Source organism: Pseudomonas sp. S04, assembly GCF_009834545.1.
Taxonomy (GTDB): domain Bacteria; phylum Pseudomonadota; class Gammaproteobacteria; order Pseudomonadales; family Pseudomonadaceae; genus Aquipseudomonas.
This window is the reverse complement of the sequence record NZ_CP019427.1, coordinates 2522121-2538879: the sequence shown is the minus strand read 5'-3', so window position 1 is coordinate 2538879 and position 16759 is coordinate 2522121. Positions and strand designations below refer to the sequence as shown.

At 61.6% G+C, this 16759-nt stretch carries 10 protein-coding genes and 1 pseudogene; 4 read left to right on the top strand and 7 right to left on the bottom strand.

Annotation, left to right across the window (positions count from 1 at the left end):
* Positions 1-64: 64 nt before the first annotated feature.
* The 3 genes from PspS04_RS11395 to PspS04_RS11385 are packed head-to-tail and all read left to right on the top strand — an operon-like array spanning position 65 to position 2403.
* On the top strand, positions 65-826 hold the full coding sequence (locus PspS04_RS11395; RefSeq protein WP_159995284.1) for an ABC transporter permease: 762 nt from the start codon (positions 65-67) through the stop codon (positions 824-826).
* A 9-nt stretch (positions 827-835) separates the two neighbouring features.
* Positions 836-1597, top strand: coding sequence for an ABC transporter permease (locus PspS04_RS11390; RefSeq protein WP_159995283.1), 762 nt, complete (start codon positions 836-838; stop codon positions 1595-1597).
* Between the two features lie 11 nt (positions 1598-1608).
* Positions 1609-2403 carry an ABC transporter ATP-binding protein gene (locus tag PspS04_RS11385; protein WP_095169047.1) on the top strand — a complete coding sequence of 265 codons (795 nt, stop codon included), beginning with the start codon at positions 1609-1611 and terminating at the stop codon, positions 2401-2403.
* A gap of 1156 nt (positions 2404-3559) precedes the next feature.
* Here PspS04_RS11385 and PspS04_RS11380 read toward each other — a convergent pair.
* The 4 genes from PspS04_RS11380 to PspS04_RS11365 form a co-directional block, all read right to left on the bottom strand.
* A complete protein-coding gene (locus tag PspS04_RS11380; protein ID WP_237234985.1) occupies positions 3560-3748 on the bottom strand; it encodes a hypothetical protein in 189 nt (62 codons plus the stop codon).
* A 153-nt stretch (positions 3749-3901) separates the two neighbouring features.
* A complete protein-coding gene (locus PspS04_RS11375; protein ID WP_159995282.1) occupies positions 3902-5272 on the bottom strand; it encodes a DUF1552 domain-containing protein in 1371 nt (456 codons plus the stop codon).
* 2 nt (positions 5273-5274) lie between these two features.
* Positions 5275-9402, bottom strand: coding sequence for a DUF1592 domain-containing protein (locus PspS04_RS11370; protein ID WP_159995280.1), 4128 nt, complete (start codon positions 9400-9402; stop codon positions 5275-5277).
* A gap of 376 nt (positions 9403-9778) precedes the next feature.
* Complete coding sequence (locus PspS04_RS11365) at positions 9779-10942, bottom strand: DUF1624 domain-containing protein (protein WP_159995278.1); 1164 nt, start codon at positions 10940-10942, stop codon at positions 9779-9781.
* Between the two features lie 157 nt (positions 10943-11099).
* Between PspS04_RS11365 and PspS04_RS11360 the strand changes: the two genes are divergently transcribed.
* Positions 11100-12446, top strand: a complete 1347-nt coding sequence (locus PspS04_RS11360) for an OprD family porin (protein WP_159995276.1) — start codon at positions 11100-11102, stop codon at positions 12444-12446.
* Between the two features lie 17 nt (positions 12447-12463).
* Here the strand turns inward: PspS04_RS11360 and PspS04_RS11355 are convergent.
* The 3 genes and pseudogenes from PspS04_RS11355 to nirB all read right to left on the bottom strand — a co-directional run.
* A pseudogene (locus PspS04_RS11355) lies at positions 12464-12610 on the bottom strand (CBS domain-containing protein); the annotation flags it as partial.
* Positions 12607-12984 carry a nitrite reductase small subunit NirD gene (gene nirD / locus PspS04_RS11350; protein ID WP_095169042.1) on the bottom strand — a complete coding sequence of 126 codons (378 nt, stop codon included), beginning with the start codon at positions 12982-12984 and terminating at the stop codon, positions 12607-12609. The gene nirD and the pseudogene PspS04_RS11355, both read right to left, overlap by 4 nt.
* Positions 12984-15545 carry a nitrite reductase large subunit NirB gene (gene nirB / locus PspS04_RS11345; protein ID WP_159995274.1) on the bottom strand — a complete coding sequence of 854 codons (2562 nt, stop codon included), beginning with the start codon at positions 15543-15545 and terminating at the stop codon, positions 12984-12986. The genes nirD and nirB overlap by 1 nt, the downstream gene beginning before the upstream one ends.
* Positions 15546-16759: the final 1214 nt, after the last annotated feature.

Below are 16759 nucleotides of genomic sequence, written 5' to 3'. Positions count from 1 at the left end.
GCAACGAGGACATGGCACAGCTCTTGCGATAGCCCTCGGGTACTTCGCCGAAATAAGACCCGCCATGCGCCCACACTCCTTGCTGACCGCTCTCACCTGGCTTATCTCGCCCCTGGCCCTGCTGGTGCTCTGGGCCGGGGTGGCCGAGGCCGGGATTTTTCCACGTAACCTGCTAGTGCCACCCGCCCAGGTGGTGCAAGCCTTCGCCGAACTCTTGGCCAGCGGCGAGCTGCTGGAGCATCTGGGCAATAGCCTGTCCCGCCTGGGGCTGGGGTTTGCCATTGGCTCGCTGTGCGGCCTGGCCTTCGGGGTGCTGATGGCCCTGTCCAGGCAGGTCGAGATCTACTGCGCGCCGCTGTTCCACACCTTGCGGCAGATCCCCAGCATCGCCTTGATTCCGATGTTCGTGTTGCTGTTCGGCATCGATGAAACCTTCAAGATCATCATTGTCGCCAAGACCGCGTTCTTCCCGGTGGCGCTGGCCGCCAGCGAGGGGGTCAAGGCCATCCCGCGCAGCTATTTCGAAGTCGCCGACGTGTATCGCCTGCGTTGGCCGACCCTGGTCCGCGAGATCGCCCTGCCTGCCGCTGCGCCACCGATCATCACCGGCTTTCGCATCAGCCTGACCCGGGCCTGGGTGGTGCTGGTGGCCACCGAGTTGCTCGCCGCCGACAGCGGCCTGGGACAGATGATCGAGATGAGCCGGCAGATGCTGCGCATCGACGTGGTGATGGTCGGTGTGGTGGTCACCGGGGTGATCGGCTTTGCCCTGGACTTTTCCTTTCGTCAACTCGAACAGCGCCTGTTCCGCTGGCAAACCCGCTAGGAGCCTGCCATGCCCCCTTTACTCGGAAAATCCCGCGGCCTGTTGCTGCCGCTGTTACTGATCGGCGGCTGGGAATACCTGTCGCGCCAGGATGCCGCCGGGGCCTATGCCTTCGTGCCGCTGTCGACCATCGGCCAGGCCTTGCTCGAGCTGCTCGGCAATGGCGAGTTGCTGGTCAACCTGCTGGCCAGCCTGGCGCGCACCAGCACCGGCCTGGCCCTGGGTATCGTCTTTGGGGTCGCGCTGGGGGTGCTGATGGCGCTGTCGAGCGTGGCCAACCGATTGATCGGCCCGCTGTTTCATTCGATTCGCCAGGTGCCGATGCTCGGCTGGATCCCGCTGATTGCCATGTGGTTCGGCAACGGCGAGTTCTCCAAGGTGTTGATCGTCACGCTCGCGGCGTTCTACCCGATGGTGCTCAACACCTATCAAGGTTTCACGCACGTCGAGGGACGCTACCGCGAAGTCGGCCAGGTGCTGGTGCTCAGCCGCTGGCAACAGTTCTGCCATGTGCTGCTGCCGGCGGCGCTGCCGAGCCTGGCCACCGGCGTGCTGCACGCCCTGGCGTTTGCCTGGGTCACCGCCGTGGGCAGCGAACTGTTTTTGTCGTCCGGGGCCGGCCTCGGCAACCTGATGATGAACGCCGAAGCCGGCGCGCGCATGGAGATCATCGTCCTGAGCGTGCTGTGCATCGGTCTGTGCGGTTACCTGATGACCCTGCTGTTTACCCTTCTGAGTCGCCACCTGCTGCGCTGGCGCAACATTCGTTGAAAGGCCACCCCATGAACGCCATTGCCCATCACGCTCTGCCCCACAGCACCACACTGCCCTGCGGCGCCCTGGAAGTCCGCGGCCTGAGCAAGGCCTATCGGATCGAAGGCCAACCGCTGCCCGTACTGGACAACATCAACCTCAAGGTCCGCCCTGGCGAATTCATCAGCATCGTCGGCGCCAGCGGCTGCGGCAAGTCGACCCTGCTGCGGCTGATCGTGGGCCTGGAGGGCGACTACCAGGGCGATATCCTGCTCGATGGCAAGCCCGTGGTCGGCACCAGCCTGGAACGCGGCATCGTGTTCCAGGACCACCGCCTGTTTCCCTGGATGACCCTGAGCAAGAACATCGCCCTGGCCCTGAAAAACCACCCACTGTCCCAGGTCGAAAAGGATCGCCTGGTGGCCGAGCACATCGCCCTGGTCAACCTCGAGGGATTCGAGAACGCCTACCCGCACCAGCTGTCTGGTGGCATGGCCCAGCGGGCCGCCATCGCCCGCGCCCTGATCAACCGCCCCAAGGTGCTGCTGCTCGACGAACCCCTGGGCGCCCTCGACGCCCTGACCCGGGTCCGCCTGCAACACGAACTGCAGCGCATCTGGGTGCAGCAACGCTGCACAGTGATCATGGTCACCCACGACATCGAAGAGGCCCTGTACCTGGGCGACCGGGTGATCGTCATGGACGCCCACCCGGGGCGGATCAAGCATCAGATCCAGGTCAACCTGCCCCACCCCCGGGACCGGAGTTCGCCCGTATTGCAGGGCTACAAAGAGCAACTGCTGGAGGAGTTGGTGGGGCATTGAGCGCGATATGCAATCTTTTGATCCTGGTTTTGTGGGCATATCCAGCCAAAGGTCCAGCGTGCACCCTGCACAAATTCTGTAGGAGCGGGTGCCCGCTTGCGGCTTGCTCGCGATGAGCATAGGTATCTACACAACTTTGTGGCGGCCTCTGGGCCGACCGGGGTGTTGGATTAGGTCGAGTACATATCCATTTTTTCGGTAACGGCCTCCTATGGTTCCGCCTGACGGCGGCTCACTTTTGAACAGCCCAAAAGTAAGCAAAAGGCTCTTTCCCCACCACTTGGCACCTCGCTTGGGCTCGGTGTGCCCTCACTCCGGCTTGAATCCGTGGGCCGCCGCCACGCGCCATCCATGGCGCGGGGCGGCTAACCCGGCGTCCTGCCGGGTTACCCACGAATTCAAGCCTGCGTTCGGCCAGCGTGGTTAACGGGGCGCCCAGGATCAAAAGCCAGAGCCAGAGCCAGAGCCAGAGCCAGAGCCAGAGCCAGAGCCAGAGCCAGAGCCAGAGCCAGAGCCAGATCAAAAGATGGCTGACTTCGTCAGCGTCTTAGGAAGTAGAAGCTACACCGCGCATGCCCTAACGATCAGGTCGGCTTTTAGGCCGCCTCGCTTTGTTTTTGATCCTGGGCGCCCCGTTAACCACGCTGGCCGGAATCCGATATTGATTTGGGGGGTAAACCGGCAGGACGCCGGTTTAGCCGCACTGGGCCAGGGAGGGCCCATTGCGGCGGCCCCCCAAATCAATGTCGGAGTACGGGCATGCCGAGCCTAAGCGAGGCACCGAGTGGTGGGATAAAAGCGTTTTGCTTACTTTTGCCTGGGCCGGCATTCCGGCTGTTCAAAAGTAAGCCGCCGTCAGGCGGAACCATAGGAGGCCGTTACCGAAGAAATGGATATGTGCCCGGTCTAATCCAACACCCCGCCCGGCCCAGAGGTACAACGTCGCACCACAGTTGTGTAGATACCTATGTCGCGATGAGGCCAGCACAGTCAACATCGATGCTGCCTGACACACCGCCATCGCGGGCGAGCACGCTCCCACAGGTTTGATGTGGTGTATACAGAATCTGTGAACAGCCAAAATCAGTGTGGGAGCGGGCGCCCGCTTGCGGCTTGCCCGCGATGGTCGTCAACGATGACACGTGCATTCAGGGTCTCAACCCGGCGTTTTTGCGGGCTTGGCGAGCAAGCTCGCACCTGCAGGTTTGTTTGCCCGTCGTGCTTCGAGCAGTGTCCTGGGCAAGGCGAACCCTTCGAAGCTGCGCTGGGTGATCGGGTTGTTGGCCTTCTGCGCCCCGATGCGATAGCGCATTAGCCCATCGGCAACGGCGAAGGTCAGGTCCACGCTGGTGTCGGTGCGTCCGTTAAGGTGCCCACGACTTCTGCAGTTGCTCCAGCACGTCGCGCCGCACCAGGTAGCCGCCGTGGCTGTCCGAGTAGAGGGCGTCCAGATACTACTTCCAATTGCTCGGCAACCTCAAAACCGCCGAACGCTCCTTCACACATTGCTGAAAATCCCGCTGACCGGCTCGATGTTCCCACCATAAGGCACAGTGGTTCCGGCGGCCTTGGCGATGGTTGCCCATATGCGTTGCATATCGACCATGTATTGACCGATAACCGGATTGCCCGTGTGGTGCTTGCGATCGGCCTGCGACGTCACATCAAGATAGCGTCCGGCGCCATCACCACTTTTAAGCAATCCACTCGCCCCGCCCATCAACAGCAGCGGCATGTCGATCATGTGCTCCGGCGCGCCGTCCGCCATTTCACTGGTCAGCACCACGAGTGTATGGTCGAGCAGACTGTCGCCTGGCACATGGGGGTCCTGATAGCGGGCCAATTCATCCATCAGGAATTTGACCCGCTGGACATACCATTGACGTGTTCCCTTCCACAACTCCTTCTGGTGAAGTCGGTGGGCACACTCGTGGGGATTGTTGCCCGGGCTGACGTCGAGGATGTTCAGCGACTCCGCCGAACGGCCGATCTGAATCGTCGCCACCCGAGTGATCCCGCAACTCAAGGCCGTTGCCACTACCTGGTGATGGTTGGCCTGAATTCGGGTGCGGTCCTTTGCCGAACGGTAATCCAGCGGTTCCACGGTCAATGGCTTGCATTCGCCAATCGGTGGCTGGCTCAGGTCGAGGTCCTTGATCACCTGTTCCACTGAATCCAGATGGGTATCGAGTTTCTGCCGCTCAGCGCCGGATAGCTTGCCTTTGATTTCCTGGATATCCGCCAGGGAGGTCTGCAATAGAGTACTGCCGCCAGGCTGCCGACTCGATGAAGCAAGAGCAGATTCCTTGAACAACGCCTGCGCCATGAGCACCGGATCGCGGTACGGTGTGCGGATCGCATCGCCCTGATAGGACACGAACCAGGGCGTACCATCGACGCCGGCATGGGGACCGGCAAACAGACTGCGGTGAGACGGCTCGGTGCCCGGCAGCGCCTGACCCAGCAGTATGTCGATGGATGATTGGCTCCCCGCACTGTCGCGCAACACAAATTTCCAGCCCAGATGACCTACGTTAGCGGCTTCCGGCCCCAGGATAAGTCCACGCAAGTAGAGTGATTGGTTGCGATAGGCTGCCAGCTCGGCACTCACCTCATTCAAGGTAAATGCCGTGGTATCACTGCTTTGCACCTGTGGATGCCACAATCCGCGACCATCGCCAAAACCGCCCCCGGTATAGGAATCCACCGCCAGGCCATCGGGCACGACCACAAACACAATCTTCAACTTGGCCTGCTGGCTTTGCCCCGCCAACGCCATGCGCGCCAGGCCAAACTGAGTCAACGGACCATAGACACTCGCTGCAGCCAGGCCCGCGAGAAAACGCCGACGACTCTTCAGGATGCCCATGCTCAGTTCCTCTCAGTCTTGTAGGTGAACGCTTTGGAAGTGCCCAAGGTTTTCAGTATGTCGGCCAGCGAGCCCGAAGTTTTCAATCCATCGGCCACTGCCTTGACGGTTCCTGACGTCGACACATCGGATTTATTGCCGAAGACAAACCGGAAGTAACTGTCGGCCATGCAGAACTGCGATGCCGGGTTGCGCGGAATGATTTTGGCGATATCGCGTACGTCATTGATCGGCTCGGTGCCAGTCGCCATGAGGAATGGACCGGAAGCCTTGATTGCCACCATCTGTGGGTACTGATTGAAGTTGTAGGCTTTTTCCTCGAGGCGATAGCGCCCCGCCGCGTCGTAGTGCTCCATCGAGGACCCGGTGTCGTTCATGTATTGATGACACCGCCAGCAACGCCCCTCTGACGCCTGCTCGCCGTTGGACGCGTCCCAGTGCTCGCGGGTGGTAATCGCCCGCGCCGGGTAGGCAGGTGGCGTAGGGTCCGCCTCCACCGGTGCACCAAAATCGCGGCAAAACATCTGCTCGCGGATCATGATGCCGCGCTTGACCAATGAGGTGGCCTGGTAGTCCGAGGTAGCGGCCTGAGTCAGCCCCAGATGCAGCAGCCCACCGCGTTTATCGTCGACCGCGACCTTTTGCAAGGTGCTGCCAGAAACCCCATCGATCCCGTAGTGCGCGGCCAGGGCCTGGTTGAGGTAGGTGTAGCGTGGATTGAACAACTCCTCGAAAGTGCCTTCGTTCAACATCAGGTTGCGGCTCAACAGGTACTGTTCCTGCGCCATGAGCTGGATCATTTGCGCACTCAGTCCCGGCTTTTCCTGGACACCGCGGATGGTCTTGGCGTAGTAGCTGACAAACCGGTTGAACTGCTCGATGCCCTTGTCCGTGCGCATCATGCGCTCGATCTCTGCCGAGATCTGTTGCGCAGTTTGCAGTTCGTTGCGCTGGGCCTTGGCCAACAGTTCGGCGTCCGGGGTGGTGCCCAGGAATCCATAGGACAGCGCCGTCGCCAACTCGAACGGTGTCAGCTTGAACACACTGCCCCCCTCTTCCGTCGCCAACCCCAACTCGGAGCGATAGAGGAAATGGGGCGACAGCAGCAGCGCGGCGATCAGTCCAGTCGCACCTTGTTCGTCGAACAATGCCTGGTAGCGCAGACGCTCGGCATCACTGACTGGACGGCGAAACAGCTGATACCCCAGCGATGTCACCAGATCCGACCCTAGCTTCGATTGCGCCAGGACGCTCAAGCGCGACGGCGCAACCTTGTCGGCCACCCACAGCGCCATGTCATAAAACTGCTTGACGTCCTCTGCCTGCGCAATACCCTTGTCCGCCTCACCGGGGTACTTGAAGTCTTTCTCCGACTTGTCGGCCGGTAGCTTCTCGGGATTGATCTCGACTGCCAGGATGTCCCTGACGCTGGCGGCGTATTCATCCGGGGTCAGCAAGCGCAGCTGCCGCACCCCATGGGATTCGGACGGATCCAGGTAAGGCTTCCACACCACATTAATCAGGTGCTTGCTGATTTCGCTGGCACACGTGGTGTCGCAATGCCCGGACACCGGCATGCTTTTTATCTGTTTGACCAGCGCGTCCTGCCCCGCCACACTCCAGGCCAGGGCCATGCGCAAGCTGTCGAAATACTCGACCGCGTGACATTTGGTACAGGCCTGGGCCAGCACCGTCTCCCCCAGGTTCTCGACAGGACGGTACGCGACCGCTGGCAATTGCCCGTCCTCGCTGGACTCATCTATCACCACCTGCTCCAGTTCCGGCTCAGGCTTGGCCTTCGCGTAAAACGGGTAGATGACCTTGTACTTGCCGTAGTCCAGGATCTGCGTGGTGCTGGCGCCCCAGGGCACCTGGATCACCTGCGGCTCGGCACCGCTCTGCGCTTCGTTGACCAGGCTGAAATGCCACTGCGCATCGGTCACTGACGCCGGTTTGCCCGGTGCCTTGATCGTCACCTTGACCTCAAGCTTTATCGGCCGCTCACGGTAGCGCAGGCTGATGGTCTGGGCCTTGTTGGTGGCAGACAGGGTGACGGTCGTGTTGCGAACCTGGGGAATCCAGTCTTCTACATCATTGAGCCTGAGCTGATAGTCGCCATAGGGCAGTCCGTTGAGGACCAATCCGGCGTCACTGTCCTCGGGATTCCACGACACCTGAACCAACCGACGATTGCCGTCGGGGGCAGTCAGGAAGCCACTGATCATTTTCTTTTCGTAACCCGCTGGAGGCAGCATGGGCCGTAACGCCAACTGCGTGGCCGGCAACTCGCTGGCATCGTAGCGCACGCGATAAATCACCCCGGCGACGTCGTCGCTGATCAGCAGGCTGCCATCGGCCAACTCAAGGAATTCCGCGGGCCGACCAATACACGAGTTATCCAGGCAGTACACATCGAAACGATCGGGGTCCTGGACAAATCCGTTGATCAAAGGGATCTGATTGACCACCCGCGTACCGCCCTGGATCGTCAGCATCTGCACATCCATCCCTGGACTTGCCGCAGAACCGGCACCGTGCACGGCCACCAGCAAACGCTGGCTTCCACTGGTGGTGGGATAGCCCCGCCAGAACTTGACCCCAAGCGGTGCGGTGTTGGTTCCCAACTCGAACGCAGCGGGCACATAGTCCGCCGGATTGACCTGGGCCGGGGATTTGTCCGAGACAATAGCGCCAGGCACCAATGGCGGCTGGATCACACCTGGGTTCTGGTACTCCTCCTGGGTGAACCCGGGTGTGCCCTTGCCAAACCGGTACGGCACCCCAAAATGCAGGCCGGGGCCACTGATCCAGTTGATCTCATCGGGGTTGGGGAAACCCTGGCGATTGTTGTCGCTGAACCACAGGCTGGCGTTTTGCGGGTTCCAGTCGAAGCCTACGGAGTTGCGCACGCCCTTGGCCAGAACTTGTGATTCACCGGTCTCCAGTGAATAACGCAACAGCGTCCCGTAGCGCTGATCGGCGGGAATCATGCACAGGTTGCAGGGAATACCGACCGCCGTGTACAGCCACTTGTCCGTCGGGTCCAGCGGGTTGAAGCGCAAGGGATGCTTCATGTGCCAGATCCGGGTGTTGGAACCGGAGGCCAGGGGCGGCAGGGGAAACAGCTTGTCGTCGGCCGGGAAATTGAAGACCCGCTCCGGCTTGGGGTCCTTGTAATGGTTATCGGCATCGCGCAAGCGATACAGCCCGCCCGTGGTCGAGTAATACAGGTCACCGTCGCGCCAGGCCACGCCGTGAGGCTCTTCCAGACCGCTGGCGAGCACATGGATGGCCGTCGGTTTACCCGCAGCGTCCAATGGCAACGCATAAATCATGTTGGCAATCTTGCCTTCATAGATATACGAAGGAATGGCGCTGGAACCCACATACAACACATTCTTGCCCATGGCCATTTGCCGAGGCTGGATCAGGCCCTGGGCGAACAGTTCGATCTTGATTCCAGGCAGGCCGCTGAGCTTGGCGACCTCCACCGGTGGCCGGTATTTCACCGTCACCGCTTGTTCGTCTCCCTCTGCTTGCTTGAACGAGATAATGCGCGGGGTGTTCAACGGGACAAAACCGCCAGCGGAATTCATCACCAGTTGATAGTCGCAGGCTTTCAAATTATCGAGGTGGAGGGTGTCGCTGGCCTTGACGCTGATCGGAATTTCTTCGGCCTTGCAGCGCAAGACCCCGGTCAGCACCTCATCGGCTCGCACGACACCGGGCACTGCCGGTTTCAAGGGGGCCTTGCCACTCAAGGTGGCGAAACTCAGGGTAAGGCGATTGCCTGCGAAACCACCGCACTCACCGAGTTCTTTCCAGGCATCTTTCCAAGGACCGCCCTGGAGCAACGGCTCATAGGCAGGTACTTGGCACCACGCCCAACTGCCTATCCCCAGCGGCGGACCGTCCTCATCTTTCCAGCACTCGAATTGCTGGTCTTTATGCTGGACCTGGTCCCCCTGTTGATAGACCTTGCCCTTTTCATAGGCCGGCGCGGTACAAGCCTGAGCCTGTACCGGGGAAGATTCGGCGGTAAGTGGAAACAAAACCACGCCAATGATCACACCGAAAGCAACCAGCCCCAGCATCAACAGCCAGCGACACACACCGACAGACTTATCCATGACTCAAGCCTCATGCGTCAGCCAAGTGCTTCGTTGCCTCGCAAGATCTGCTGATCGAGTTGCGCTGCGAACCACCTGACCCAGGGCTGGCGCCACGGTATGACGAGTCTAGCCCGGTGTTGTGATTGGAATGTCTTCCAATGCGGTTCCACTGCATGACCACAACATGGCTGGACAGCCATAGAGACAGGAACTGACAGACACTCATCCTTGCGCAGCCACCCGTGGGTACGGGCGCTGCGATCTACAAACGCTTTATCAAAGCGCCAATTGATTGGACGTGTCTACTGTCAGAGTTGACAGGTACTTGCTTCTCTAGCCGCCCGCAGACTTGCACGCTGCGGGACGGCCCCCAGCAGAAAATCAGCAAGTGCGACTAAAAATACTTGAGCCAAACCAAATCCCGGCGACTGCTCTTGAGCCTTGAGAACCAGCGCACCGGCAGGTACAGGGCCAACGCCAACAGCCCCGCCGCCAACCACACCGCCAACACGGAATCAAACCCGTAGTAGCTGCCCTGATTCAGGCCAAAACACGCCACTGCCAACAGGTAGGCGAACTTCAAGACGTACAGGTGCAACAGGTAAAAGAACATCGGTGCCGAGCCGAACACGCTCAACACCAGGATCCAGCGGCTGCCCTGGCGCCGTTCGAACCCGCGCAACAGCAGCAGGCCGAAGCTCAGGGTCAGGGTGATGAACAGCAGGGACGGCGGGTACTTGGTGATGTTGAAAAAGCTCATCAGCGTCTGCAGGGTACTCTCGCCCTGGACCCAGGGTTTGTCGCCGTAGCCGTTGAGCAAGCGCAACCCGACAAAACCCGCCAGCGCGGCGATACCGCCGATCCAGAGTGCACGTTGGCGCCAGGCGGCATCACTGGCCTGGGCGAACCAGGGGCCGATGGCATATCCCAGGCCGATCACGCCGATCCACGGCAGCACCGGGTAGGAGGTACGCAGGCGCAGGCCTTCGCTGAACTCGATCCAGCCGCGGTCATGCAGCACCGCCCACGGCACATGCAGCGCCGACTCCAGCGCAAAGTGCAGGCCGTCCAGCAGGTTGTGCCCGGCGATGATCAGCAGGCTCAAGCCCAGCAACAACGGGCGTGGCAGCCAAACCAGCGCCGACAGGGCCAGCATGCTCAGGCCGATGGCCCAGATCACCTGCAGGTAGATCACAGTCGGCGGAATCTGGAAAGTCCAGGCGAAGTTCACCAGGGTGATCTCCAGCAGCACCAGGAACAACCCGCGCTTGAACAGGAAGCCGCAGACATCTGTCTTGCCCGCGTATTTTTCGCCATACAGGTAGGCAGACAGGCCCGTGAGCAGGACAAAGATCGGCGCACACAGATGGGCCAGGGTGCGGCTCAGGAACAGCGCGGGTTCGGTCGTGGCAATGTCCATGGGGTCGCTGACCTGGCGGTGCAGCAGAAAGGTTTCGCGCACATGGTCGAGCAACATGAACAGAATCACCAAGCCCCGCAGGGCATCGATGGACAGCAACCGGCCAGCGCCGGCGGGTCGGACAACAGCATTTGTCATGGGGGGTTCGCAACGCAGAGGGTGGAGGAAACGGCCTGTCTTGGGCCTTCGGGCTTGATATTTTGTGTAATAGTATTACATTACGCAACCCGTTCGAAACCCCGTTGCACAGGCATGCACTGTCAGCCTGCCCAAGGTGTATGCAAGGACCCCATACATGATCAGATTCAAGCGTCTCGCCCTGCCCTTCGCCCTCGCCGCGCAGTCCACCACGTTGCTGGCCGGCTCGGCCCAGGAAGAGTCTCGCGGGCTGGTCGAGGACAGTCGCTGGAGCCTGCTCAACCGCAGTGTCCTGGACCACCGCGAATACCAGCACGGCGCGCGCAACAACGCCGCACGCAATGCCTACAAGCCGCGCAACGAACGCAGTGGCAATGCCCAGGAGTGGGGATACGGCTTGATGGGCAGCCTGCAGTCCGGGTTTACCCAGGGCCTGGTCGGAGTGGGCGTCGATGCCCATGCCTATGCCGCCTGGCAGCTGGACAGTGGCGGCGGTCGGGCCGGCAAGGCGCGTTTGCTCGGGCTCGATAACGACGGTCACCCCAAGGACCAGTTCGGCCGTGGCGGCGCGGCGCTCAAGCTGCGCGCCTCCTCGACCACCCTCAGTTACGGTGAGCAACGGGTCAAGACCCCGGTCTTCAGTTCATCCGACAGTCGCCTGCTGCCGGAAACCGCCACCGGGTTCTTTCTCAACAGCCAGGAGTTCGCCGGCTGGAAAATGCTCGGTGGTCACTTCAACGAAAGCACCGACCGCAACGCCAGCAGCCACGACCAGGGGTTTGTGGTGAATTATTCCAACGCCAGGCAAGGCAACAATTTCGACCTTGCCGGGCTGGTCTACGACGGGATTGAAGGGCTTTCCACCAGCCTGTACAGCGCACACTACGAAGACAGCTGGCGGCAGCATTACCTGGGCAGCACTTACAGCCATGCCCTGGGGCTCGACCAGACGCTGACGCTGAACCTCAACCTGTATCGCACCCTCGACACCGGACAGGCCTGGTCGGGCAAGATCGACAACACCACCTGGAGCCTGCTCTCCAGCTACCGCAACGGTGCTCATACCTTCAGCCTGGGCTACCAGAAGGTCGATGGCGATACGCCCTTCGACTACGTGACCCGGGGTGCGATCTACCTCACCAATGCCGTGCAACTCTCGGACTTCAACGCCCCCAACGAGCAATCCTGGCAGGCCCGTTACGACCTGGGCTTGCAGGCGCTCGGCTGGCCCGGCCTGGTGCTCAGCGCCGCCTATGTGCGCGGCAGCAACATTGATGGGCGCCACGTCGACCCGGCAGGCGGCTATGCCTACCTGGGCTACGGTGAGGGCGGCAAGCATTGGGAGCGCGACCTGGAAGCCCGCTATGTGGTGCAAAGCGGCCCGGCCAAGGACCTGGCCCTGTCACTGCGGCACAACCTGCACCGCGGCAACACCGCCCAGGCAGAACTCGACACCGAGCAGATTCGCCTGGCCGTCGAGTACCCCCTGAACGGACGCTTCTGAGTCAGCCAATCACAGGCTCAGTGCCCGCGAATGTAATGCTCCAACTGGCGGATCAGATCGGCCTGTTCGACGATGGCCTGCTTGACCAGATCGCCAATCGACAGCAGCCCGATCAATTGCCCCGCCTCCAGCACCGGCAGGTGACGCAGGTGGCTGTCGATCAATCGTTGGCCACGTCCACTTGCACCTGCCCACCTTCAAGGCGCACCGGCCAGACTCGCAGGCGCTGTTGCGGATACTCCAGGCAATACCCGTCCTCGAGTCGAAAGTGCTGTTTGTACAGGGGCGACGCCACCACCAACTCGCCCTTGAGGCTGCCCACCAGCCCGCGACCGATGACGTAGGCGCCCGATTGCGGATCGTGGTTGTCGATGGCATACAGCGTCTTGCCCTCGGCCTGCGGCAGGTAGAACAGCGCCACTTGTGCGCCGTCGAGCCACACCACCACCCCCGAGTTGTCGACCAGATCGTGCTGGCTGCACACCGATTGCCAGAGGGGTGAACGGGCGGCGGCGCGCGGGGAATTGGACAGGTTCATCAGGCAAGCTCCTCGGTGACAGGGATAAGGTTGAGTTCGGCGGCCATGATGGGCCGGCGTTGCCCACGTTCCTCGACAAAATGAATGCTCGGGTCGGGACGCTCGTCGTTGACGAAGGTACGGAAGCGCTTGAGTTTGTCCGGGTCCTTGAGGGCATTGGCCCACTCGCACTCATAACGGTTGACCACCAGTTGCATCTGCGATTCCAGCTCCTCGCCCAGCCCCAGGCTGTCGTCGATGACCACCTGCTTGAGGTAATCCAGCCCGCCCTCCAGGCTCTCGCGCCAGACCGAGGTGCGCTGCAATTTGTCGGCGGTGCGGATGTAGAACATCAGGAAGCGGTCGATGTAGCGGATCAGGGTCGCGTCATCCAGATCGGTGGCAAACAACTCGGCGTGCCGCGGACGCATGCCGCCGTTGCCGCACAGGTACAGGTTCCAGCCCTTCTCGGTGGCAATCACACCGACGTCCTTGCTCTGGGCCTCGGCGCACTCACGGGTGCAGCCGGAGACCGCGAACTTGAGCTTGTGCGGTGCGCGCAGGCCCTTGTAGCGGTCCTCGATCAGCAAGGCCATGGCCACGCTGTCCTGCACCCCGTAGCGGCACCAGGTGCTGCCGACGCAGGACTTCACCGTGCGGGTTGACTTGCCATAGGCATGCCCGGTTTCAAAACCGGCTTCGATCAGTTCGCCCCAGATCTGCGGCAACTGGTGCAACTGTGCGCCGAACAGGTCGATGCGCTGGCCACCGGTGATCTTGGTGTACAGCTGGTACTTCTTCGCCACCTGGCCGATCACGATCAGCTTCTCGGCGCTGATCTCGCCCCCGGCGATACGTGGCACCACCGAATAGGTGCCGTTTTTCTGCATGTTGGCCATGAAGGTGTCGTTGGTGTCCTGCAACGGCACCAGCGAGGCGTCCATGATCGGCTGGTTCCAGCACGAGGCGAGGATCGAGCCCACGGCCGGTTTGCACACATCGCAACCGGTGTGTCCACGGCCATGCCGGGCCAACAGTTCTTCGAAACTGTGCAGCCCTTCGACCCGCACCAGGGCGTAGAGCTCCTGCCGGGTAAAGGCGAAGTGTTCGCACAGACTCTTGTCAACACTCACACCACGGGCGATCAACTCGTGCTCGAACACCTGCTTGAGCAGGCCAGCGCAACCGCCACAGCCGGTGCAGGCCTTGGTTTGCGTCTTGAGCTGGGCAAGATCGCTGCAGCCGCCGTCGATGGCCGAACAGATCGCGCCCTTGCTGACGTTATGGCACGAACAGACCATGGCCGACTCGGGCAAGGCGCCCGGACCCAGGGTGGGCGCGCCGGTCGAGGATGGCAGGATCAGGCTGGCCGGTTCGGCCGGCAGGGCAATGCCGTTCTGGGCGTACTGCAGCAAGGTGTCGTAGTAGCTGTTGTCGCCCACCAGCACCGCCCCCAGCACCTGCTTGCCGGACGCGTCGACCACCAGCCGGCGGTAGCTGGCGCTGGCCTCGTCGATGAACTGGTAACTGCGCGCGCCCGGGGTGTGGGCATGGGCATCGCCGATGGAGCCGACGTCGACCCCCAGCAGCTTGAGCTTGGTCGACATGTCCGCACCGATGAAGGGCTCAGCGTCCTGCTCGCACAACTGCGCGGCGACACTGCGGGCCATCTGGTAGCCCGGCGCGACCAGGCCGAACAGGCTGCCGTTCCACGAGGCACACTCGCCGATGGCGTAGATATGCGGGTCGCTGCTCAGGCACTGGTCGTCGATCACCACCCCGCCACGCGGGCCGATGTTCAATGCGCATTGGCGAGCCAGGGCATCCTGGGCGCGGATCCCGGCGGAGAACACGATCAGGTCGGTTTCCAGGCTTTCTTCGTTGGCAAAGTTCATCCGATAGCGGTACTGCTCGCCGGCACTGATCGATTGCGTAGCGCGGGACAAGTGCACGCCGACACCCAGCCGTTCGATTTGCGACTTCAGCGCCAGGCCACCCAGCTCGTCCAGTTGCACCGGCATCAGGCGCGGGGCAAATTCCACCACATGGGCTTCCAGGCCGAGGCTTTTCAGGGCATTGGCCGCCTCCAGGCCGAGCAGCCCCCCGCCCACCACCACACCGCGCTGTGCATTGCTGGCAGCGCGGCGGATGGCGTCGAGGTCTTCGAGGGTGCGATAGACCAGCCGCGAGTCGCCTTCGGCGCCGTCGATGTCCGGTACAAAGGGATAGGATCCGGTGGCCAGGACCAGGGTGTCGTAGGCGACGCTGCCCTGGGCGGTGATCACCTGGCGCCGGGCACGGTCGATTTCCAGCACCGGCACTCCCAGGTGCAAGGTGACCCCCGGCGTCTGGTACAGCGCCGCGTCGGACAATGCCAGTGACTCGGCATCACGTCCCGTGAAGTATTCGGACAGGTGCACCCGGTCATAGGCCCGCACCGGTTCCTCGCTGAAGACATGCAGCTGATAGCGCCCAAGGGCGCCGCGCTCGATCAACTGTTCGACACAATGATGGCCGACCATGCCGTTTCCGATCACGACCAGGGTTTGCAAGGTGTTCAACGCGGCAACATTGGAGTTCATAAGTAGCACCCGATCACTGTTCTAAAAGCAAAAAAAAACGCCTGAAACCTTACGGTTCCAGGCGTCTTTGCCTGTTCATTTGCGCTGTGCAAACCCGACTGCTGTGCCCGGTTCAACGCTGCTGCCCACGACCTGTGCGGCCAATCGATCGTCGTTGACCGAGGGGGCTGCCTGGACGACGGTGTTGCTGCGCGCCAGGCCTGCGAGATGTATTGCAGCCTTTGTGCCAGAACCGCGGTCAGCCCCCTACAGCCGCGATTCAGGGCGCTTGCAGGCCATGTACGGCGGCGCCCGGACTGGCTCGACCAGCCTGCGGCGTGACTTGGCTTAGTGCACGGAGGGTGGCGCGGGCTTTATAACAGTGCATCGCCGGGCGACGCTCCGCTGGCCCGCGATGGGCATCGGTATCTACACAACTTTGTAGCGGTCTGTGGCGAGGGGGCTTGCTCGTGTGGCGGCCTCTGGGGTGTTGGATTAGACCGAGTACATATCCATTTTTGCGGTAATGGCCACCTATGGTTCCGCTTTTACAGCGGCTCACTTTTGGAGGAGCCCAAAAGTAAGCAAAAGGCTCTTGCCCCACCACTCGGCACCTCGCTTAGGCTCGGTGTTCCCTCACTCCGGCTTGAATCCGTGGGCCGCCGCCACGCGCCATCCATGGCGCGGGGCGGCTAACCCGGCGTCCTGCCGGGTTACCCACGGCTTCAAGCCTGCGTTCGGCCAGCGTGGTTAACGGGGCGCCCAGGATCAAAAGCCAGAGCCAAAGCAAAAGCCAGAGCCAGAGCCAGAGCCAGAGCCAGATCAAAAGATGGCTGACTTCGTCAGCGTCTTAGGAAGTAGAAGCTACACCGCGCATGCCCTAGCGATCAGGTCGGCTTTTAGGCCGCCTCGCGTTGTTTTTGATCTTAGGCGCCCCGTTAACCACGCTGGCCGTAATTCGATATTGATTTGGGGGGTAAACCGGCAGGACGCCGGTTTAGCCGCACTGGGCCAGGGAGGGCCCATTGCGGCGGCCCCCCAAATCAATGTCGGAGTACGGGCATGCCGAGCCTAAGCGAGGCACCGAGTGGTGGGGTAAGAGCGTTTTGCTTACTTTTGCGCTGTTCAAAAGTGAGCCGCCGTCAGGCGGAACCATAGGAGGCCGTTACCGCAAGAATGGATATGTACTCCGCCTAATCCAACACCCCAGAGGCCCAGAGGCCGCCACACGAGCA